Genomic DNA, 18,397 nt, shown 5'->3' with positions numbered 1-18,397 from the left:
CCCCGCCTCCTTTCCCGTCTAAGCGCCTGATATCCGACCTTGTCGGGCGCTCGAGGTGCCGTAGATGCTCCACTCCCACGACCAGCGCAGCCCGCTTCGCAAGCAGCCGTTGCCGAAGCCCAACCTCAAGGACGAGGTCCGCTTCCTGCAGTCGTGGTTCCAGAATCCGCTGAAGACCGGCGCCGTGGCGCCCTCCAGCCCGGCCCTCGCCAAGATGATGGCGAGCTATATCGACCCGCGGCAGGACGGCCCGGTGATCGAGCTCGGGCCCGGCACCGGCCCGGTCACCAAGGCCCTGCTCCAGCGCGGTTTCGCCCCGGAGCGCCTCTTCCTCATCGAGTACAATCCAGAATTCTGCGCCCTGCTGCGCCTGCGCTATCCCGGCGTCACCGTGATCAACGGCGACGCCTACAAGCTGGGCAAGACGCTGGAGGACCGGCTGCCGGGCAAGGCCGTGGGCACCATCTCTTCGCTGCCGCTGTTCACCATGCCCGAATCGGAGCGGCACCGGATGGTGAACGAGGCCTTCGACCTCTCCCATCCCGGCGCGCCGTTCGTGCAGTTCACCTATGCGGTGGTCTCGCCGGTGCCCCTGGTGGCGGGCGCCATCGAGGGCGAGCGCTCCCCGCGCGTGTGGCGCAACATCCCGCCCGCCCGCGTGTGGGCCTATCGTCGCCCCTGATGTTTCGGGCCGGCGCCGTCCCGCGCCGGTCTCATCCCGAGGCGGGGCCGCCGTGACGGACTTCCTCTATCTGACCCATCCGCAGGTGCGGGTGGACCCCGCCGTCCCCGTTCCCCGCTGGGGCCTGTCGGAGACCGGCGTTGCGCGCACGCGCGCCTTTGCCGCACGCGCCGACCTCTCCTCCTATAAGCGCATCGTCTCCTCCACCGAGGAGAAGGCCCTCCAGGCCGCCGGGCTCATCGCCGCCGCGCTGGGCCTCGACGTGCAGGTCGGGGAAGGCCTCGAGGAGAATGACCGCTCCGCCACCGGCTATCTCCCGGAGGCTGAATTCCAGAGTATGGCCAATGCCTTCTTCGCCCGGCCGCAGGACAGCGTGTCCGGCTGGGAGCGCGCGGTGGATGCGCAGGCCCGCATCGCCGCGGCGGTGGCCGCGGCCCTGAAGGACGGGCCTCCCGGCGACCGGCCGGCGATCTTCGTCGGCCATGGCGGCGTCGGCACCTTGCTTCTGTGCCACCTCGCGGGCTACCCCATCTCGCGCGTTCACGACCAGCCGCCGGTGGGCGGCGGATGCTGGTTCCGCGCCGGGAGCACTGCGCGCCCGGACCGGTGGCGCACCATGGAGGAGGCCGGATGAGCGAGGCACACGCCGACGCCCGGGACCGACTGATCGTCGCTCTCGATTTTCCCAGCGCCAGCGCGGCCGAGGCGCTGGTGTGGCAGCTTGGCGATGTGGTGAGCTTCTACAAGATCGGCCTTGAGCTCACCGTCGCCGGCGGCCTCGACCTTGCCGCCGACCTCATCGGCGCCGGCAAGAAGGTTTTCCTTGACCTCAAGCTGCACGACATCGGCAACACCGTCGAGCGGGCCACCGCCGCGGCGGCGGAGCGGGGGGTGAGCCTGCTCACCGTCCATGCCTATCCCCAGACCATGGCCGCCGCCGCCCGCGGCGCGTCGGGCAGCGACCTCCAGGTGCTGGGCGTCACCGTGCTCACGTCCTATGACGATGGCGACCTCGCCGCCGCCGGCTACGGCGCCGGGGTGACCGACACGGTGCGCCTGCGCGCCGGCCAGGCGCGGCAGGCGGGGATCGCCGGCGTCATCTGCGCGCCGACCGACGCCGCCATGGTGCGGGGCATCCTCGGCCCGCGGGGCCTGGTGGTGACGCCGGGCGTGCGGCCGCGGGGGGCGGAGGTTGGCGACCAGAAGCGCATCGCCACGCCGGCCGAGGCCATCGCCGCCGGGGCCGACATGATCGTGGTGGGCCGGCCCATCGCCGCCGCGCCGGATCCGCTCGCCGCGGCGCGCGCCATCCTCGAAGAGCTGGGCGGCTGAGGAGGGGGGCAATGTCAAAGGGCTACTGGTTCCTCAATCTCGATGTGGTCAACCCGGTGGACTACATCACCTACCGGGAGGCGAACCTGCGCTTCGCGCAGGCGCACCAGATGGACTTCGTCATCCGCGGCGGGGACTTCGAGCATCTCGAAGGCATCAAGCGGCATCGCAACGTGCTGGTGGAGATGGCCTCCTTCGACGTTGCCGTCACCACCTACGAGGCGCCCGACTATCGCCCCGTCCGCGACCTGCGGCAGGCCACCGCCATCGCTGATCTCGCGGCGGTCGAGGGTTATGACGGGCCGCAGCCCTCGCCGGCCCCGCCGCCGGAGGGCACGGTGGACAAGCCCCGTGGCTACTGGATGGCCAAGGTGGATGTGACCGATCCGGAGCGCTACAAGGACTACATGGCAGCCAACGCGGCGCCCTTCGCCGAGTATGGCGGGTGGTTCCTGGTGCGGGGCGGGCGGCATCAGCTGCTCGAGGGACATGGCCGCGCGCGCTACGTGGTCGTCGCCTTCAAGGACGTGGCGACGGCGCGCGCTTGCTATTACTCACCCGGCTACCAGAGGGCGCGCGCCATCCGGCAGGAGGCCGCGGTGGCCGACGTCGTCCTCGTCTCCGGCTATACCGGCCGGGAGGCGGCACCCGTCTGAGGCGCCGCCGCACGCAAGCCGGGGCGTTGAGGACCGGCCGGCAAACCACGAATCGGGGACATGAACCGTGTCTGATCTGCGCATCGTCATCGCCGGAGCCGGCGGCCGCATGGGCCGGGCCCTCATCAAGGCCATCGCGGAGACGACTGGTCTCGAGCTGGTCGGCGCCCTGGAATATTCGGGCTCGACCCATCTCGGCGAGGATGCGGGCCTGATGAGCGGCCTGAGGCCCAACGGCGTGACCGTGGAAAGCGACGTCGCCCCCACGCTCAACGGCGCCGACGTGGTGGTGGATTTCTCGACGCCTTCCGCCACGGTGCGGCTCGCCGAGCGCCTCGCGGAAACCGGCATCGCCCATGTCATCGGCACCACCGGCTTTTCCAACGCCGACAACGCGGCCATCGCCGCCGCCGCCCGGCGCACGCCGGTCATGAAGTCGGGCAACATGAGCCTCGGCGTCAACCTGCTCGCCGCCCTCACCCGCCGGGTGGCGGCGACGCTGGACGACAGCTTCGACATCGAGATCGTGGAGATGCACCACAACAAGAAGGTGGATGCCCCCTCCGGCACCGCGCTCCTCCTCGGCGAGGCGGCGGCGAACGGGCGCGGCCGCGCGCTGGACGAGTGCTCCGAGCGCGGCCGCGACGGCCACACCGGCGCGCGCAAGCCGGGTGCCATCGGCTTCGCCAGCCTGCGCGGCGGCTCGGTGGTGGGCGAGCACGTGGTCATCTTCGCCGGCCCCTCCGAGCGCATCGAGCTCACCCACAAGGCCGAGGACCGCATGATCTTCGCCCACGGCGCGCTGGTGGCGGCGCGCTGGGTGAAGGGCCGCGAGCCGGGCCTCTATTCCATGGCCGACGTGCTCGGCCTTGCCGACTTCTGAAAAAACGCCGGAGCGTCCTTCCATGTCCGACCGCATCCTCGTCCTCGTCCGTCACGGGCAGAGCGAGTGGAACCTGAAGAACCTGTTCACCGGCTGGCGCGATCCCGACCTCACCGAGCAGGGCGTCGCCGAGGCGAAGCGTGCCGGCACGCTGCTGAAGGCCGAGGGCCTGTCCTTCGACGTGGCCTTCACCTCCGCCTTGACGCGCGCCCAGCGCACCCTCGCTTTGGTGCTCGGCGAAATGGGACAGGAGGGGGTGAAGACCTCCCGGGACCAGGCGTTGAACGAGCGCGACTACGGCGACCTCTCCGGCCTCAACAAGGACGACGCCCGCGCCAAGTGGGGCGAGGAGCAGGTGCACACCTGGCGCCGCTCCTACGACGTGCCCCCGCCCGGCGGCGAGAGCCTGCGCGACACCGTGGCCCGCACCCTGCCTTACTACGTGCAGGAGATCCTGCCGTGCGTGCTGCGCGGCGAGCGCACGCTGGTGGCGGCCCACGGCAATTCCCTGCGCGCATTGGTGATGGTGCTGGAGAAGCTCTCCCCCGAGGGCATCATGAAGCGCGAGCTCGCCACCGGCGCGCCCATCTTCTACCGGCTGGCGGCGGATTCCACCGTGCTGGAGAAGCGCGACCTCATCGCCTGAGGCGTGATCCCCCGCCCGGAGGGCAGGAGCGGGCGCCCGGTGCGGGCGTCCGCTCCCGGCACGCCGGCGGTGGACGGGGGAGCGGCGGGCGCATCTTGCCCCGCCTCGATTCTTGACACCCGCGAGGCGCCGCCTCTATATGCGCGTCTCTCGGTGAGGCAGCGTAGCTCAGTTGGTGAGAGCGCCGGATTCATAACCCGGAGGTCGGCGGTTCAAATCCGCCCGCTGCTACCAGTTCCACACCGCCCTCATTTCCACGCCGCCCTCAAAGCCCCGCCTCGGCGAGGAATGCGCGCACGATCGCGCGGGTCTCGCCGGCCCGGCCCACGAGAAGATGGCCGCCCGTGTCGTAGACGACGAGCCGCGCACCCGGGATCCGCGCCGCCGCCACTTCCGCGGCGGGCAGGGTGTTGAAGAGGTCGTCGCGGGCCGAAACGATGAGGGTGGGGACCGTGATCCGCTCCAGCGGCAGCATTGGCGGCGGGCAAGCGCTGTCCAGCCGGATGCCCGCCGCGCGCACGGACACCGGCGCGACCGAGGCGGCAATGCCCATGACCCGCGCCCGTTCGCCTTCCCCCGCCTGATCCAGCAGCGCCGGCCGCACGCCGACGAAACGGATCAGCATGGCGGGACCCAGCGCCTTGATCATCCACCAGAAGAAATCGCCCCCGGCCTGCACCACCGCGAACACCATGCGGCTGCCTCCGGTGGGGTCCACGGCGACGGGGCTGTGCGGCGCGTCGAGGGCGGGCACCAGCAGCACCAGGGCGCGGACCTTGTGGGGATGCCGCACCGCCAGTGCCGCGGCCGATCGCGCCCCGGCCGACAGGCCCATCACCAGGACAGGCCCCAGGCCGAGATGGTCGAGGAGGGCGGCATGGGCATCGGCCTGCGCCGCCACGCCGCCATCGGGGGCATCGGCGGTGTCGGGCACGCCGGTCCGCAGGTAGCCGAAGCGGGATGGGGCGATGACGCGGAAGCCATCCCCCATGAGGTCGGCGGCGAAGGAAAGGCCGTGGTCGAAGCCGCCGCCCGCACCGTGGATGGACAGCAGGACCGGGCCCTCGCCGACGTCGGCATATTCCACCGGCCCGCAGGACAGGTGCGCCACTTGGCTGCCGGAGGCGACGGTTTCGAGCGCCCGGGCGTGCGCGGCCCGAAAGCGTCGGATGATCACCGCGACGGCGACCAGCGCCGCCAGGCCCAAGACGAGGACGAGGAAAACACCGGTCGAACCCATGGCGTCTGGCCTCTGTGCGGACGTATGATCTTAGAGCACGCGCGCAAAGGAGGGGCCATGACGTTCGGAGCTGCAGTCCAGAGCTGCCTGTCGAAATACGCGACCTTCAGCGGCCGCGCGCCGCGCAGCGAGTTCTGGTGGTTCTGGGTGTTCACCCTGCTGGCGGAGATCGCCGCCCTGGTGGTGAGCGCGACGCTGCTGAGCGGCTCGGTGGTGACGGGATCGGCCACCTCGTCCATGCAGGGTTGGTTCGTCTTCGTCTCCCAGAGCTGGCTCACCGGCATCGTCCACCTGGCGCTCATCCTGCCGTCGCTGGCGGTGGCGGTGCGGCGGCTGCACGACGTGGGGCGCAGCGGCTGGTGGTTCCTCATCCTCTTCGTGCCGTTCGGCATCTTCGTGCTGTTGTTCTGGTGGGTGCAGCCCTCCGAGCGGGAGCCCAACGCGCACGGCCTGCCGCCGCTGCTGGCGGCAGGCTGACGCGCGGGGCACCGGCCCTCAGGTGTCGTCGCGGGTGCGCACCCACTCGATGATGCCGGAAAAATCCTTGCCCTCGTTCCCCTCGGCGGCGAACGCGGTGTAGAGGGCGGTGGCGGCCGCGCCCAAAGCGGTGGCGGCGCCGGAGGCGTCGGCGGCTTCCTGCGAGAGCTTCAGGTCCTTCAGCATCAGCGCCGCGGCAAATCCCGGCTGGTAGCCGCGATTGGCGGGGCTGGCGGGCACCGGGCCCGGCACCGGGCAGTAGGTGGTGAGCGACCAGCACTGGCCGGACGAGGTGGAGGCGACGTCAAAGAGCGCCTGGTGGGAAAGGCCGAGCTTCTCGCCCAGCACGAAGGCCTCGCTCACCGCGATCATGGAAATGCCGAGGATCATGTTGTTGCAGATCTTGGCCGCCTGCCCCGCGCCGGCGCCGCCGCAATGCACGATCTTCTTGCCCATGAGCTCCAGCAGCGGCCTTGCCGCGCCGAAGGCCGCGTCGGCGCCGCCGACCATGAAAGTCAAGGTCGCCGCCTCGGCGCCGCCGACGCCGCCGGAGACGGGCGCGTCCACGCTGGCGTGGCCCGCCGCCTTGGCCGCCTCGTGGAAGGCGCGGGCGGACGCGACGTCGATGGTGGACGAATCGATGAAGAGCGTGCCGGGCTTCGCCGCCTCGAACAGGCCTTCGGCCCCGGTGGTGGCGGCGATCACGTGCTTGCCCGAGGGTAGCATGGTGACTACCACCTCGGCTGTGGCCACCGCCGCCTTTGCACTGTCCGCGAGGACCACGCCCCTCGCCCTGGCTGCCTCCAGCGCCGCGGGCACGAGATCGAAGCCGAGCACATTGTGGCCCGCCTTCACGAGGTTGCCGGCCATGGGCCCGCCCATGTTGCCGAGGCCGATGAATGCGATGGTGGTCATGATGGGTCCTCCCCAGATGGGCGCCGCCGGTGCGGCCCCGGTCGATCTTCTCAGCCGTCATGCCCCGGCCTGTCCGGGGCATGACGGCCTGGAGGGTGTGCTGCGCGGAGCCGCCCTCAGTTCCCCTGCGCGATCAGCGCACGGGAGATGATGAGCCGCATGATCTCGTTGGTGCCTTCCAGGATCTGGTGGACCCGGAGGTCGCGCACGATCTTCTCGATGCCGTAGTCGGCGAGGTAGCCATAGCCGCCGTGGAGCTGGAGCGCCTCGTTGGCGACCTGGAAGCCGGTGTCGGTGGCGAAGCGCTTGGCCATGGCGCAGAGCTGGGTGGCGTCGGGGGTCTTCGCATCCAGCGCCGCGGCGGCGCGCCAGAGGAAGGTGCGCGCCACTTCCAGCTCGGTCGCCATGTCGGCGAGGCGGAACTGGAGGGCCTGGAAGGCGTCGAGCCGCTGCCCGAAGGCCTTGCGTTCGCGCATGTAGGCAAGCGTGCGCTCCAGCGCCGCCTGGGCGCCGCCCAGGGAGCACGCGCCGATGTTGAGCCGGCCGCCGTCGAGCCCGGCCATGGCAATCTTGAAGCCGTCGCCCTCCGCGCCGAGGCGGTTGGCCACCGGCACGCGCAGGCCCTCGAAGATGACGGAGCGGGTGGGCTGCACGTTCCAGCCCATCTTCCTTTCGTTGGCGCCGAAGGAGAGGCCCGGCGTGCCGGCCTCGATGACGAGGGTGGAGATGCCCTTGGGGCCGTCGCCACCGGTGCGCACCATCACCACGTAGATGTCGGACGCGCCGGCGCCGGAGATGAACTGCTTCTGCCCGTCCACCACATAGAAATCGCCATCGCGCACCGCCCGCGTCTTGAGGGCGGCGGCATCCGAGCCGGCGCCGGGCTCGGTGAGGCAGTAGGAGGCGAAATGCTCCATGCTGGCGAGGCGGGGCACCCATTTGCGCCGCTGGTCGTCGTCGCCGAAGCGGTCGATCATCCAGGTCGACATGTTGTGGATGGACAGATAGGCCGAGGTCCCGGGGCAGCCGGTGGCGAGCGCCTCGAAAATCAGCGCGGCGTCGAGGCGGGAAAGGCCGGAGCCGCCCACGTCCTCGCGCACATAGATGCCGCCCATGCCGAGCGCCGCGGCGGCGCGCAGGGCGTCCACCGGGAAGTGCTTGGTCTCGTCCCACTCCACCGCGTAGGGGGCGATCTGTTCCCTGGCGAAGTCGCGCGCCATCTCGCGGATGGCGACCTGGTCCTCGGTGAGCGTGAACATGTGGAAGGCGCCTTGGTGCGAGCCGTCATCCACCCGCGGGGGCGCGCCCCTCGGCGGGCATGGTCCTGCCGAAGCCGCCCCCTCCGGCGGAGGGGGCGGCGGTCCGGCTCAGTTCATGGTGGGGATGACGAACTCGGCGCCGTCCTTGACGCCGGAGGGCCAGCGCGACGTGACGGTCTTGGTCTTGGTGTAGAAACGCACGCCGTCCGGCCCGTGCTGGTTAAGGTCGCCGAAGCCGGAGCGCTTCCAGCCGCCGAAGGTGTGGTAGGCGAGCGGCACGGGGATCGGCACGTTGATGCCCACCATGCCCACGTTCACCTTGGAGGCGAAGTCGCGCGCCGCATCGCCGTCGCGGGTGAATATGGCAACGCCGTTGCCATATTCATGCTCGGTGGGAAGGCGCAGAGCCTCCTTGTAGTCCGGGGCGCGCACCACGGAGAGGACGGGTCCGAAGATCTCCTCCTTGTAGATGCGCATGTCGGCGGTCACGTGGTCGAACAGGCAGCCGCCCATGTAGAAGCCGTTCTCATAGCCCTGGAGCTTGAAGTTGCGGCCGTCCACCAAAAGCTTGGCGCCTTCCTTAAGGCCGATGTCCACATAGCCCTTCACGCGCTCCACCGCCTCGCGGGTGACGAGGGGGCCGAAGTCGGCGGAATTGTCGGTGGAGGGGCCGATCTTCAGGCTCTCCACGCGGGGCACCAGCTTCTCCAGCAGCCGCTCGGCGGCGTCCTGGCCCACCGGCACCGCCACCGAGATGGCCATGCAGCGCTCGCCGGCGGAGCCGTAGCCGGCGCCGATGAGGGCGTCCACCGCCTGGTCCATGTCCGCGTCGGGCATGATGATCATGTGGTTCTTGGCACCGCCGAAGCCCTGGATCCGCTTCCCGTTGGCGGCGCCCCGGGCATAGATGTACTGGGCGATGGACGACGAGCCGACGAAGCCGACGGCCTGGATGTCGGGATCGTCGAGGATGCCGTCCACCGCTTCCTTGTCGCCGTTCACCACGTTGAGGATGCCCGGGGGCAGGCCGGCTTCGAGCATCAGCTCGGCGAGATGCATGGGCACGCCGGGATCGCGCTCGGACGGCTTCAGGATGAAGGCGTTGCCGCAGGCGATGGCGGGGCCGAACTTCCACATGGGGATCATGGCCGGGAAGTTGAACGGGGTGATGCCGGCCACCACGCCCAGCGCCTGGCGCATGGAATAGATGTCGATGCCCGGTCCGGCGCCGTCGGAGTAGTCGCCCTTCATCAGGTGCGGGATGCCGACCGCGAACTCGACCACCTCCAGCCCTCGCTGGATGTCGCCACGGGCGTCGGGAATGGTCTTGCCGTGCTCGCGGGCCAGGAGCTCGGCGAGGGCGTCGTAGTCGCGGTGCACCAGCTCCAGGAACTTCATGAGCACGCGGGCGCGGCGCTGGGGATTGGTGGCGGCCCAGGCCGGCTGGGCCGCCTTGGCGTTCTCCACCGCGGCCCGCAGCTCGTCCTTGGAGGCGAGAGCGACGCGGGCGATCACCTCGCCGGTCATGGGCTGCCAAACGTCGGCATAGCGGCCGGACGTGCCGGGCACGTGCTTGCCGCCGATGAAATGGCCGATCTCGCGCATGATGCGTGTCCTTCTTGAGGGATGCGTTTCCGGTACAACCGCAGCCCTTTCCGGGCCGCGTTCGTTGGCCGGCACATTGCCGTATCTTTTTATGCACATCTACGGCAATCTCCGCACCATCCATGTGCATCAGTTCACATCAGGGAGAGGCATGCGCGCCGGTGATTTCGACTGGTCCGACCTGAGGTTCTTCCTGGCGGTGGCGCGCGCGGGGCGCCTCACGGCGGCGGCGGCGCGCCTGAAGGTGGAGCATTCCACGGTCAGCCGGCGCATCGCCGCGCTGGAGGTGGCGCTGGGCGCCAAGCTCTTTGATCGCCGGCCCCACGGCTACGGCCTCACCGCCGCCGGCGAACGCCTCATCGCCGCCGCCGAGGGCATGGAGACGCTGGCGCTGGCCGCCCAGGGGGAGATCGGCGGGGCGGACCTCGGCGTCGCCGGCACCGTGCGCGTCGGCGCGCCGGACGGGTTCGGCACCTTCTTCCTCGCCCCGCGCATCGGCGCGCTGGCCGACCTGCATCCGGAACTGGACATCCAGCTCCTGGCCATGCCGCGCCTGTTCTCCCTGTCGAAGCGGGAGGCCGACATCGCCATCTCCCTGTCGCGGCCGAAGGAGGGGCGGCTGCACGCGCGCAAGCTCACCGACTACCGGCTGGGCCTTTACGCGGCGCGGGCCTATCTCAATCGGCACGGGCCCATCGAGAGCCGCGCGAGCCTGCAGCGCCACCCGTTCATCGGCTATGTGGACGATCTCATCTACGCACCGGAGCTGGACTACGTGCCGCTGGTGGCCAAGGACCTGCGCGTGCGGCTGAAGAGCTCCAGCCTGGTCGCCCAGCTCACCGCGACGCAGGCCGGGGCGGGGGTGTGCGTGCTGCCCTGCTTCATGGCCGACCTGTTCCGCGACGAACGGCCGGATGCCCTCGTGCCGATCCTGCCGGAGGAGGTGGGGCTGACCCGCACCTTCTGGCTGCTCACCCACACCGACACCCGCGACCTCGCCCGCATCCGGGTGGCGGCGGACTTCATCACGCACCTGGTGCAGAACGCACGCGGACAATTCCTGTCATCAAGGTAGTATCGGGTGGAAAGCATCGGCGGCTGGCCTCGGAGGGGGCCGGCCCAAGGACCGTTGGCCGAGATCTGGATGCACACGCGGACAACGAGCCCCCCTTCGCCGATGGCCCGGCAACAGACGGTCGCCCTGTGCGCCGTTCTCGCCGCCGCCTATGTGCTGCTGGGGCGGCTGACGTTCGCGGTTTCGGTGGAGTACGGCAACGTCACCAGCGTGGTCTTCGCGCCGGAGGGGGTGGCCCTCGCATTCTGCATCCTGTTCGGCCCTCGGGTTGCGCCCGGCATCGTCCTCGGCCAGGTGATCCTGTCCTTGTGGTCCGGCCCCTCTCTCCTCGGTGGTATGTTCATCGGCTTCACCAATGCCGCCGAAGGTGTCCTTGGCGGATGGCTGTTCCGGCGCTGGGCGATATCGCCGCTCTTCAACCGCCCGCGGGACGTGGCGCTGTTCGTGGCGATGGTGTTCCTCATCCTCCAGCCGGTCAGTGCCACGGGCGGCGTGCTCGTCCTTTATCTGTTGGGTGCCATTCCGGCCGACATCATTCCGGCGGGCTGGGCCCCCTGGTGGGTCCAGGGCCTGCAGAAGCCCCTGCCGTCGCTGGATCTGGTTCCCTCCGCCTGGGTGCACTGGTGGATCGGCAACTCGGTGGGGCAGCTTCTGGTGGCGCCGCTTATCCTGGCCTGGAGCGAGACCCCGGCCACCCGTGCGTCCGCGACGGGCGGGCTCGACTTTGCGTTGAGCGCCGGCGGTATCGCGCTGGTGGCGGCCTTGGCCTTGAGCGGGTTTCCCACCCATCCCCTGCTGTTGCTCGCCGTGACCTACTTCCTGCTGGTCTGGATCGGTCTCAGGCGCGGACTGCGCGGCATCACCCTCGCCAACGTGCTCATCGGTGCCGCGGTGACCTGGGCGGGGGCGTCCGGCGAGGGTTTCATGTCCCACCTGACGGTGGCGGACCGGCTCTCGAACGTCGGCTTCTTCGTGGCCGCGGCCTGTATCGTGTCCCTGATGCTGTTCGCCATGTTCGAGGAGCGCGAGATCCTCATCGCGCGGCTGACCCGGCTTGCCTCCTGGGACTCCCTGGTCGAGCTCCACAATCGCCGGTATTTCATCGAGACGGCGGAACGCGAGGTGGCCGCTTCGCAGCGCTATGGCCGTGACCTGGTGCTGCTCATGCTCGATGCCGACAATTTCAAGCAGCTCAATGACCGCCATGGCCATGCCGCCGGTGACGCTGCGTTGAAGATGATCGCCCACGTGTGCGCGACGGTTGCGCGGCGCAGCGACGTGACCGGACGCATCGGAGGGGAGGAGTTTGCCCTTCTTCTGCCGCAGGCGACGCTGGAAGCTGGCCAAATTCTGGCGGAACGCCTGCGGGCGCAGATCTCGGCGACCCCTGTCCCCGTCGGGGCGGCGCTGAATCTCCACGTCACGGTCAGCATCGGTATCGCAAGATTGGGCGGTCGGGAAAATCTCGATGCGCTCATGGGCGCCGCCGATAAGGCGCTCTATGCCGCCAAGCGCGCCGGACGCAACAGGGCGGCTCTGGCGGATTGACGAGCGCGAGCCCTTGCTCCGCACCTTGACTGAGCCGCCCTCTCCCCCTATACGAGCCGCTTCCCGATCCAGCGGGTGAGTGTCGAAGGGCCGTATGGCCCCGAGCGGCGTTCCCTGCGTGACACGATACAAGAAGGACTTCTGCCATGTCCCGGCGGTGCGACCTGACCGGCAAGGGGGTTCTGAGCGGCCACACGGTGAGCCACTCGAACCACAAGACCAAGCGCCGGTTCCTGCCGAACCTGTGCAACGTCACGCTTGAGAGCGAGACGCTGAAGCGCACCATCCGTCTGCGGGTGAGCGCCAATGCGCTCAAGAGCGTGGATCATCGCGGCGGCCTCGACGCCTTCCTCAAGAAGGCCCGCGACGAGGAGCTGTCCCCGCGCGCGCTCGAGTTCAAGCGCCTGATCGCCAAGGCCGAGGCGGCTCCCGCCGCGGCCTGAGGTCGACCTCAGGGTTCTGAGACGTATTCACCCGCGGGCGGCGACGCTTGCGGGTTTTCGTCGTCTGCGGCGTGGCGTGTGCGGAGTGGGTGGCCCGCTTCTTCACACCAGCTGGCGCACCGCCTCGGTGAGCCGCTCCAGGTCTTCCGGCCGTGACAGGCGGTGGTCGCCGTCCTTGATGAGGGAGAAGACCACGTCGTCCTCGGCGAGGCAGCTGACCAGCCGCATGGCGTGCTCCCACGGCACGTCCTCGTCGCGTGCCCCCTGCAGGATGCGCACCGGACAGCCCACGGCGAACGGCGCGCCGAGCAGCAGGTGCCGTCGCCCATCCTCGATCAGGCCTCGGGTGATCACATAGGGCTCCTCGCCGTAAAGCGTCGGCTTGAGGAAGCGCCCGGTGGTCTCGATCAGCGTCCGCACCGGCGGCGGGAAGCGCGCCCACATGAGCGCTTCGGTGAAGTCCGGCGCCGGGGCCACCAGCACCAGCCCCTTCAGGCGCCTCTCGCCCCGTGCCGCCAGCAGGCGGGCGAGGAGCAGCGCGATCCACCCGCCCATGGACGAGCCGATCACCACCTGCTCTCCTTCCGTCTTCGCATCGAAGACCGCAGCCGCCTCCTCCAGCCAGTTCGAGAGGGTGGCGTCCTCGAAGGCGCCGCCGGAGGCGCCGTGGCCGGAATAGTCGAAGCGCACATTGGCCCGGCCGTGCGCCGCCGCCCAGCGGGCGAGGTGCTCGGCCTTGGTGCCGGTCATGTCGGACTTGAAGCCGCCGAGCCAGAACAGGCCGGGCGCGGCGCCGGCCAGCGCGCGCACGGCGATGTCGCGCCCGCCCACGTCCAGGCGGGAGGCGTCCTCGTTCAGCGGCGCGTCGGAAAGGGGCCTGTCAGAAGGGATCATGCCGGGGTCCGGATCAGGCGAAGGTCGCGAAGTAGCGCTCGATGATGCGCCCATAGATGCGGGCGAGCGCCCGGATGTCGCTGACCGGCGTCGCCTCGTCCACCTTGTGCATGGTCTGGCCCACGAGGCCGAACTCCACCACCGGGCAGAGGTCCTTGATGAAGCGGGCATCGGAGGAGCCGCCGGAGGTGGAGGCCTCGGGCCGGCGCCCCGTCTCCGCCGCCACCGCATCGGCGACGAGGTCGGTGAACGGGCTGGGCGCGGTGAGGAAGCTCTGGCTGGCGCCGGGCCGGAAGGCGAGGGCGTAGGCTGCCCCCGCCGAATCGAGCCGGCGCACGATCTCCGCCTTCAGGCTCTCCAGGGTGAAAAGGTCGTTGAAGCGCACGTTGAAGCGCGCGGTCGCCTCCGCCGGGATGAGGTTGAAGACGGGATTGGCCACGTCCACCGAGACCACTTCGAGGTTGGACGGAGGGAAGAAATCGGAGCCCTCGTCCAGCGGCATGGCGGTGAGGGCCGCCAGCAGCTTCAGCAGGCGGGGAATGGGATTGTCGGCGAGGTGGGGATAGGCCACGTGCCCCTGCACGCCCTTCACCGTGACGATGCCGGAGAGGCTGCCTCGCCGCCCCACCTTGAACGCGTCGCCGAGGGCCTGCGGATTGGTGGGCTCGCCGAGCACGCAATGGTCGATGACCTCGCCCTTGGCCGTGAGCCACTCCACCACCCGCACCGTGCCGTCCAGCGCCGGGCCCTCCTCGTCGCCGGTGATCAGGAAGGAGAGGCTGCCGCGCGCCGGCCGCCCGAATGCGAGGGCGGCGGCGAGGAAGGCGGCCACCGCGCCCTTCATGTCCACCGCGCCGCGTCCGTAGAGCACGCCGTCCTCGACCGTGCCGGCGTAGGGCCCATGCCGCCATGCGGCGGCGTCGCCTTCCGGCACCACGTCCACATGGCCGGCGAAGCACAGATTGGGGGCCGCCTCGCCGATGCGGGCGTAGAGATTGACGACGGGCACGCCGTCCGTGGAGAAGGTCAGGCGCTCCACGTGGTATCCGGCAGCCTCCAGCCGGCGGGCGACCAGCTCCAGGGCATCCTGCGCATGGGGCGTGACCGAAGGGGCGCGGATGAGCTCGGCGGCGAGCGCCACCGGATCTGCGGCTTCTTCCCCCGGCTGGGGCTTGACGGGAACGGCACCGGTCATCAAGGAAACCTCTCGCCTCCCGGGGCGGACAGGGTGGCGACCGATTTAGCGGGAAACACCTGCGCCTTTCCAGCAGTTTCGTGGCAAGACGGCTGGGTTCGGCGCGTCTTTCCTGCGGATCCGCCACGAGGATGCCGCCTTCGGGCGACAGGAACGCCGCCGCGGAGGTTCCATATGCGATCGATGAAGTCCGCGGCCAGCTTGGCCGCGCTCGTGCTGTTCCTGTTTTCGGTGCAAGGCGCTGCGGCGCAGCAGCCGGAGCAAGGAACACCTGCGCCTGCGCCGGCTGCGGATTCCCATGCCACGGTCCCTCCCGCCACGGTTCCTCCCGCCGCGAACCCGCCCGCCTCCTCCGCACCTGCGGTCCCGGCGGCGGCCGCCGCGCCCGCCGCCGCCGCGCCGCCGCGTCCGGCGCCCGCGCCCCCGGATCCGGCCATCGTCGCCCTGCGCGAAAAGATGGAAGCGAGCCGCGTGTCCCTCGATTCGCTGGAAGCGGCCCTGGCGGTGGAAGGGCTGCGGCCGCCGGACCTCGACGAGCTGCGCCAGCGCATCGATCCGGCGCGCCGCGATCTTGTCGCCGTCGGCGAACAGATCTCGCCGCGCCTGTCGGATGCGCAGACGCGCCTCGGCGCCCTGGGCGCCAAGCCTGCGGAAGGGGCCACCGAGGACCCTGCGGTGATCGCGGACCGGGAACGCCTGCAGAAGCTCTCCGCCGACCTGGACGCGGCGCTGAAGCAGAACCGCGCGCTGCTGATGCGCGTCGATCAGATCACCGACCGCATCAGTTCCCGCCGCCGCGCCCTGTTCACCGGGCAGATGTTCGAGCGTTCCGATTCCATCCTCGACCCCGACCTGTGGGCCAACGCGTTCAACGCCATCCCCTCCGAGGTGCGGGCGTTCCGGTTCCTGACCGGCGACTGGGCGGCCTTCGCCACGCGCCGCCACGGCTTGCTGGCGATCCTCGGCATCGTCGCCGGTGCCGCCGGCATCGTGATCGCGGTGGTGGCGGGCGGCCACTTCCTGCGCCGCAGGCTGCGCACGCCCGCGCCCGAGGGGGGCGAGGCCTTCTCCCGGCTGCGGTCGGCGCGCGAGGCCCTGAAGGTCCTGTTCCTGAATGCCCTGGTGGCGCCCGCCGCCACCCTCGCTGGCCTTGCCTTCCTCGGCGCGTTCGAGGTGATTCCGCCGCGGGCGGAGGACCTGGTGCGCGGGCTCGTCGTCGCCATCTTCATCAAGGCCGTCGGCAATGCCATGGGCCGTGCCCTTTTGGCGCCCGACGAGCCCTGGCGCCGCCTGCCGCCCGTTTCCGACCGGGGCGCGGTGATCGCCTACCGTTACTTCTCGTTTGCGGTGTGGACGCTGGCCATCTCCGCCTTCCTCAATGCCCTGCACAAGGCGCTGTTCGCGCCCCTGGGGCTGACGGTCAGCACCAGCGCGCTCATGGCGCTGCTCATCGCGGGCTTCATTGCGCGCTTCCTGGTCAATCTCGCCGGCACCGAGGAGGCCGCGGACGACGAGGAGGCGAAGCCGGCCGACGCGGCGGCTCCGGTTCCCGCCCGCTCGTTCGAGGGGCGGCACTGGTTGCGCTTCGTGGTGTGGATCGTGGTGGCCTTCCTGCTGGTGGCGCTGGTGACGGGCTATGTGAGCTTCGCCGCCTTCGTCGCCGCCCGCATCGTGGTCGCGGCGGCGGTGCTGGGCGGGCTCTATCTGCTCTATGCGCTCATCGACGCCTTCTTCAGCGAGGGCCTGTCGTCGGATACGCACCGCGCGCGGTCGTTCGCCAAGACCCTCGGGCTCAAGCCCACCAGCCTGGAGCTCCTGGGCGTCGTTGTCTCCGGCCTGCTCAAGGTGCTGCTGTTCGTGGTGGCGGCCTTCCTCATCGCCGGCAGCTGGGGCACCTCCACGGCGGACGTGATGGACACGGTGGAGCGGGCCTCCTTCGGCGTGCGCATCGGCAACGCCACCATCACGCTGTGGAGCGTGTTCTACGCGGTGGCGCTGCTGCTGGTGAGCCTGGTGGTGGCCCGCGCCTTCCAGCGCTGGATCACCACCTCGCTCCTGCCGCGCACCGGCCTCGAGCCGTCGCTGCAATCGTCCATCGGCACCATCGTCGGCTATGTGGGCACCATCATCGCCATCATGATCTCCATGAGCGAGATCGGGCTCAACCTGGAGAACATCGCGCTGGTGGCCGGCGCCCTCTCGGTGGGTATCGGCTTCGGCCTGCAGTCCATCGTGTCCAACTTCGTCTCCGGCCTGATCCTGCTCGCCGAGCGGCCGATCCGGGTGGGCGACACCATCAACGTGAAGGGCGAGGAGGGCTATGTCCGGCGCATCTCGGTGCGCTCCACCGAGATCGAGACGTTCGAGCGGGCCACGGTGATCGTGCCCAATTCCGACCTCATCACCGGCATGGTGAAGAACTGGACGCACTCCAACACCACCGGGCGCATCATCGTCGCGGTGAGCGTGTCCTACGATACCGATGCGGAGGAGGTGCGCGACATCCTCGTCTCCTGCGCCTGCGACCATCCGCAGGTGCTCCAGTCGCCGCCGCCGCGGGTGTTCCTCACCAAGTTCGCCGATGCGGGCATGCTGTTCGAGCTGCGCTGCGTGGTGGCCAACGTGGACTACGCGCTGACGGTGAAGAGCGACCTGCATTTCCAGGTGCTCTCGCGGTTCCGCAAGTCCGGCATCGGCATGGCCGTCCAGCCCTGGGCCTCGCTCTCCCGGGCGCCGGCGGACATGGTGCCGCCGCCGCCCGTCCCGCCGGATCCGCTGCAGTGAGGGGGCCAAGGGCCGCGCATCGGCCCGGGTCCCCGGCCAAGCGTGTTAACGCTTCCTCACCGCCCAGGCGTGCTAACGCTTCCTCAACCGTGGGGGCCGCACAAGGTCATCGGACCTGCGGGGGCGACGCCTCCGCGAATGCCAGCTGGAAGTGAGCCATGCGCGACCCGATCCTTCGCCGTTCCGTCCTCGCCGGTGCCGGGCTCGCGCTGACCCTCCTCGTCGCCGGCTGCGGCACGACGGACACTGCCCTCGACACGCAGCCGGCCTTCTACGCCAACCTCGCCAAGACCGGGAAACCGGTGGACGTGGCCGCCGCCGCCTCCCTCCTGTCGGACTATCGCACCGGACGGGGCCTGTCGCCGCTCACCCCGGACGAGCAGCTCAACAAGATCGCCCAGGACCAGGCCAATGCCATGGCCAGGGCCGACAACCTCTCCCACGAGGTGGGCGGGCGCAATTTCATGACCCGCATCAAGGCGTCGGGCTACAACGCCTCCAAGGCGGTGGAGAATGTGGGGGCGGGCTACCATACCCTGGCCGAGGCGTTCTCCGGCTGGCGCGATTCCCCGTCCCACAACAAGAACATGCTGGAGGCGGGCGTCTCCCGCATGGGCATCGCCACGGCGAACGCCCCCAACTCCAAGTACAAGGTGTACTGGGCCCTGGTGTTGGCCCAGCCCGACAGCGCCGGGCGCTGAGGCGTCGTCGCCGGGCCGGTCCTCATCCGGCAAAACACCTGTGTGGACCTTCCCGATCCGAG

General features: G+C 70.0%; 18 protein-coding genes and 1 tRNA gene. 13 read left to right on the top strand and 6 right to left on the bottom strand.

Annotation, left to right across the window (positions count from 1 at the left end):
• The first annotated feature begins 64 nt into the window (after positions 1-64).
• The 7 genes from EZH22_RS06465 to EZH22_RS06435 all read left to right on the top strand — a co-directional run bounded on the left by EZH22_RS06465 (position 65) and on the right by EZH22_RS06435 (position 4,433).
• Positions 65-682, top strand: a complete 618-nt coding sequence (locus EZH22_RS06465; protein WP_203194901.1) for a class I SAM-dependent methyltransferase — start codon at positions 65-67, stop codon at positions 680-682.
• A 52-nt stretch (positions 683-734) separates the two neighbouring features.
• Positions 735-1,316 carry a histidine phosphatase family protein gene (locus tag EZH22_RS06460; RefSeq protein WP_203194900.1) on the top strand — a complete coding sequence of 194 codons (582 nt, stop codon included), beginning with the start codon at positions 735-737 and terminating at the stop codon, positions 1,314-1,316.
• Complete coding sequence (pyrF, locus tag EZH22_RS06455; protein WP_203194899.1) at positions 1,313-2,014, top strand: orotidine-5'-phosphate decarboxylase; 702 nt, start codon at positions 1,313-1,315, stop codon at positions 2,012-2,014. The genes EZH22_RS06460 and pyrF overlap by 4 nt, the downstream gene beginning before the upstream one ends.
• 11 nt (positions 2,015-2,025) lie before the next feature.
• Positions 2,026-2,670 (top strand): DUF1330 domain-containing protein, encoded by a 645-nt coding sequence (locus EZH22_RS06450; protein WP_203194898.1) that lies wholly within the window; start codon positions 2,026-2,028, stop codon positions 2,668-2,670.
• A gap of 67 nt (positions 2,671-2,737) precedes the next feature.
• Positions 2,738-3,553, top strand: coding sequence for a 4-hydroxy-tetrahydrodipicolinate reductase (gene dapB, locus EZH22_RS06445; protein WP_203194897.1), 816 nt, complete (start codon positions 2,738-2,740; stop codon positions 3,551-3,553).
• A 22-nt stretch (positions 3,554-3,575) separates the two neighbouring features.
• On the top strand, positions 3,576-4,199 hold the full coding sequence (locus EZH22_RS06440) for a 2,3-bisphosphoglycerate-dependent phosphoglycerate mutase (protein ID WP_203194896.1): 624 nt from the start codon (positions 3,576-3,578) through the stop codon (positions 4,197-4,199).
• Between the two features lie 157 nt (positions 4,200-4,356).
• Positions 4,357-4,433: transfer RNA gene (locus EZH22_RS06435), tRNA-Met, on the top strand.
• Positions 4,434-4,464: 31 nt separating this feature from the next.
• On the opposite strand, the gene EZH22_RS06430 is transcribed toward EZH22_RS06435, so the two are convergent.
• Entirely contained in the window at positions 4,465-5,439 is a 975-nt protein-coding gene (locus EZH22_RS06430) for an alpha/beta fold hydrolase (RefSeq protein WP_203194895.1), read from the bottom strand.
• A gap of 57 nt (positions 5,440-5,496) precedes the next feature.
• Here EZH22_RS06430 and EZH22_RS06425 point away from each other — a divergent pair, with 57 nt between their 5' ends.
• Positions 5,497-5,916 (top strand): DUF805 domain-containing protein, encoded by a 420-nt coding sequence (locus EZH22_RS06425; protein ID WP_203194894.1) that lies wholly within the window; start codon positions 5,497-5,499, stop codon positions 5,914-5,916.
• Positions 5,917-5,934: 18 nt separating this feature from the next.
• Here the strand turns inward: EZH22_RS06425 and mmsB are convergent, their stop codons facing one another.
• The 3 genes from mmsB to EZH22_RS06410 all read right to left on the bottom strand — a co-directional run bounded on the left by mmsB (position 5,935) and on the right by EZH22_RS06410 (position 9,695).
• Entirely contained in the window at positions 5,935-6,831 is an 897-nt protein-coding gene (gene mmsB, locus EZH22_RS06420; RefSeq protein WP_203194893.1) for a 3-hydroxyisobutyrate dehydrogenase, read from the bottom strand.
• 116 nt (positions 6,832-6,947) lie between these two features.
• On the bottom strand, positions 6,948-8,090 hold the full coding sequence (locus tag EZH22_RS06415; RefSeq protein WP_203194892.1) for an isobutyryl-CoA dehydrogenase: 1,143 nt from the start codon (positions 8,088-8,090) through the stop codon (positions 6,948-6,950).
• A 108-nt stretch (positions 8,091-8,198) separates the two neighbouring features.
• Entirely contained in the window at positions 8,199-9,695 is a 1,497-nt protein-coding gene (locus EZH22_RS06410; RefSeq protein ID WP_203194891.1) for a CoA-acylating methylmalonate-semialdehyde dehydrogenase, read from the bottom strand.
• 151 nt (positions 9,696-9,846) lie between these two features.
• Between EZH22_RS06410 and EZH22_RS06405 the strand changes: the two genes are divergently transcribed.
• The 3 genes from EZH22_RS06405 (at position 9,847) to rpmB (ending at position 12,761) form a co-directional block, all read left to right on the top strand.
• The gene (locus EZH22_RS06405) at positions 9,847-10,770 is read left to right on the top strand and encodes a LysR family transcriptional regulator (RefSeq protein WP_203194890.1); all 924 of its coding nucleotides are present in this window, start codon (positions 9,847-9,849) and stop codon (positions 10,768-10,770) included.
• 102 nt (positions 10,771-10,872) lie between these two features.
• Positions 10,873-12,318, top strand: a complete 1,446-nt coding sequence (locus tag EZH22_RS06400; protein ID WP_231711342.1) for a sensor domain-containing diguanylate cyclase — start codon at positions 10,873-10,875, stop codon at positions 12,316-12,318.
• A 146-nt stretch (positions 12,319-12,464) separates the two neighbouring features.
• On the top strand, positions 12,465-12,761 hold the full coding sequence (gene rpmB / locus EZH22_RS06395; protein ID WP_203194888.1) for a 50S ribosomal protein L28: 297 nt from the start codon (positions 12,465-12,467) through the stop codon (positions 12,759-12,761).
• Positions 12,762-12,863: 102 nt separating this feature from the next.
• On the opposite strand, the gene EZH22_RS06390 is transcribed toward rpmB, so the two are convergent.
• Complete coding sequence (locus EZH22_RS06390; RefSeq protein WP_203194887.1) at positions 12,864-13,655, bottom strand: alpha/beta hydrolase; 792 nt, start codon at positions 13,653-13,655, stop codon at positions 12,864-12,866.
• A gap of 13 nt (positions 13,656-13,668) precedes the next feature.
• Complete coding sequence (gene dapE, locus EZH22_RS06385; RefSeq protein WP_203194886.1) at positions 13,669-14,850, bottom strand: succinyl-diaminopimelate desuccinylase; 1,182 nt, start codon at positions 14,848-14,850, stop codon at positions 13,669-13,671.
• Positions 14,851-15,024: 174 nt separating this feature from the next.
• Between dapE and EZH22_RS06380 the strand changes: the two genes are divergently transcribed.
• Positions 15,025-17,634, top strand: coding sequence for a DUF3772 domain-containing protein (locus EZH22_RS06380; RefSeq protein ID WP_231711341.1), 2,610 nt, complete (start codon positions 15,025-15,027; stop codon positions 17,632-17,634).
• Positions 17,635-17,792: 158 nt separating this feature from the next.
• Positions 17,793-18,335, top strand: coding sequence for a CAP domain-containing protein (locus tag EZH22_RS06375; protein ID WP_203194885.1), 543 nt, complete (start codon positions 17,793-17,795; stop codon positions 18,333-18,335).
• Positions 18,336-18,397 lie beyond the last annotated feature (62 nt).

This window comes from Xanthobacter dioxanivorans (genome assembly GCF_016807805.1).
GTDB classification, from domain to species: domain Bacteria; phylum Pseudomonadota; class Alphaproteobacteria; order Rhizobiales; family Xanthobacteraceae; genus Xanthobacter; species Xanthobacter dioxanivorans.
Note: the sequence above shows the minus strand (reverse complement) of the source record. Positions and strands in the feature narration are given on the sequence as shown.

Coding starts and splice junctions, on each gene's coding strand:
- EZH22_RS06465 (WP_203194901.1), top strand. CDS start 65: ATGCTCCACTCCCACGACCAGCGCAGCCCGCTTCGCAAGCAGCCGTTG.
- pyrF (WP_203194899.1), top strand. CDS start 1,313: ATGAGCGAGGCACACGCCGACGCCCGGGACCGACTGATCGTCGCTCTC.
- EZH22_RS06450 (WP_203194898.1), top strand. CDS start 2,026: ATGTCAAAGGGCTACTGGTTCCTCAATCTCGATGTGGTCAACCCGGTG.
- EZH22_RS06440 (WP_203194896.1), top strand. CDS start 3,576: ATGTCCGACCGCATCCTCGTCCTCGTCCGTCACGGGCAGAGCGAGTGG.
- EZH22_RS06430 (WP_203194895.1), bottom strand. CDS start 5,439: ATGGGTTCGACCGGTGTTTTCCTCGTCCTCGTCTTGGGCCTGGCGGCG.
- EZH22_RS06425 (WP_203194894.1), top strand. CDS start 5,497: ATGACGTTCGGAGCTGCAGTCCAGAGCTGCCTGTCGAAATACGCGACC.
- mmsB (WP_203194893.1), bottom strand. CDS start 6,831: ATGACCACCATCGCATTCATCGGCCTCGGCAACATGGGCGGGCCCATG.
- EZH22_RS06415 (WP_203194892.1), bottom strand. CDS start 8,090: ATGTTCACGCTCACCGAGGACCAGGTCGCCATCCGCGAGATGGCGCGC.
- EZH22_RS06410 (WP_203194891.1), bottom strand. CDS start 9,695: ATGCGCGAGATCGGCCATTTCATCGGCGGCAAGCACGTGCCCGGCACG.
- EZH22_RS06405 (WP_203194890.1), top strand. CDS start 9,847: ATGCGCGCCGGTGATTTCGACTGGTCCGACCTGAGGTTCTTCCTGGCG.
- EZH22_RS06400 (WP_231711342.1), top strand. CDS start 10,873: ATGGCCCGGCAACAGACGGTCGCCCTGTGCGCCGTTCTCGCCGCCGCC.
- rpmB (WP_203194888.1), top strand. CDS start 12,465: ATGTCCCGGCGGTGCGACCTGACCGGCAAGGGGGTTCTGAGCGGCCAC.
- EZH22_RS06390 (WP_203194887.1), bottom strand. CDS start 13,655: ATGATCCCTTCTGACAGGCCCCTTTCCGACGCGCCGCTGAACGAGGAC.
- dapE (WP_203194886.1), bottom strand. CDS start 14,850: ATGACCGGTGCCGTTCCCGTCAAGCCCCAGCCGGGGGAAGAAGCCGCA.
- EZH22_RS06380 (WP_231711341.1), top strand. CDS start 15,025: ATGCGATCGATGAAGTCCGCGGCCAGCTTGGCCGCGCTCGTGCTGTTC.
- EZH22_RS06375 (WP_203194885.1), top strand. CDS start 17,793: ATGCGCGACCCGATCCTTCGCCGTTCCGTCCTCGCCGGTGCCGGGCTC.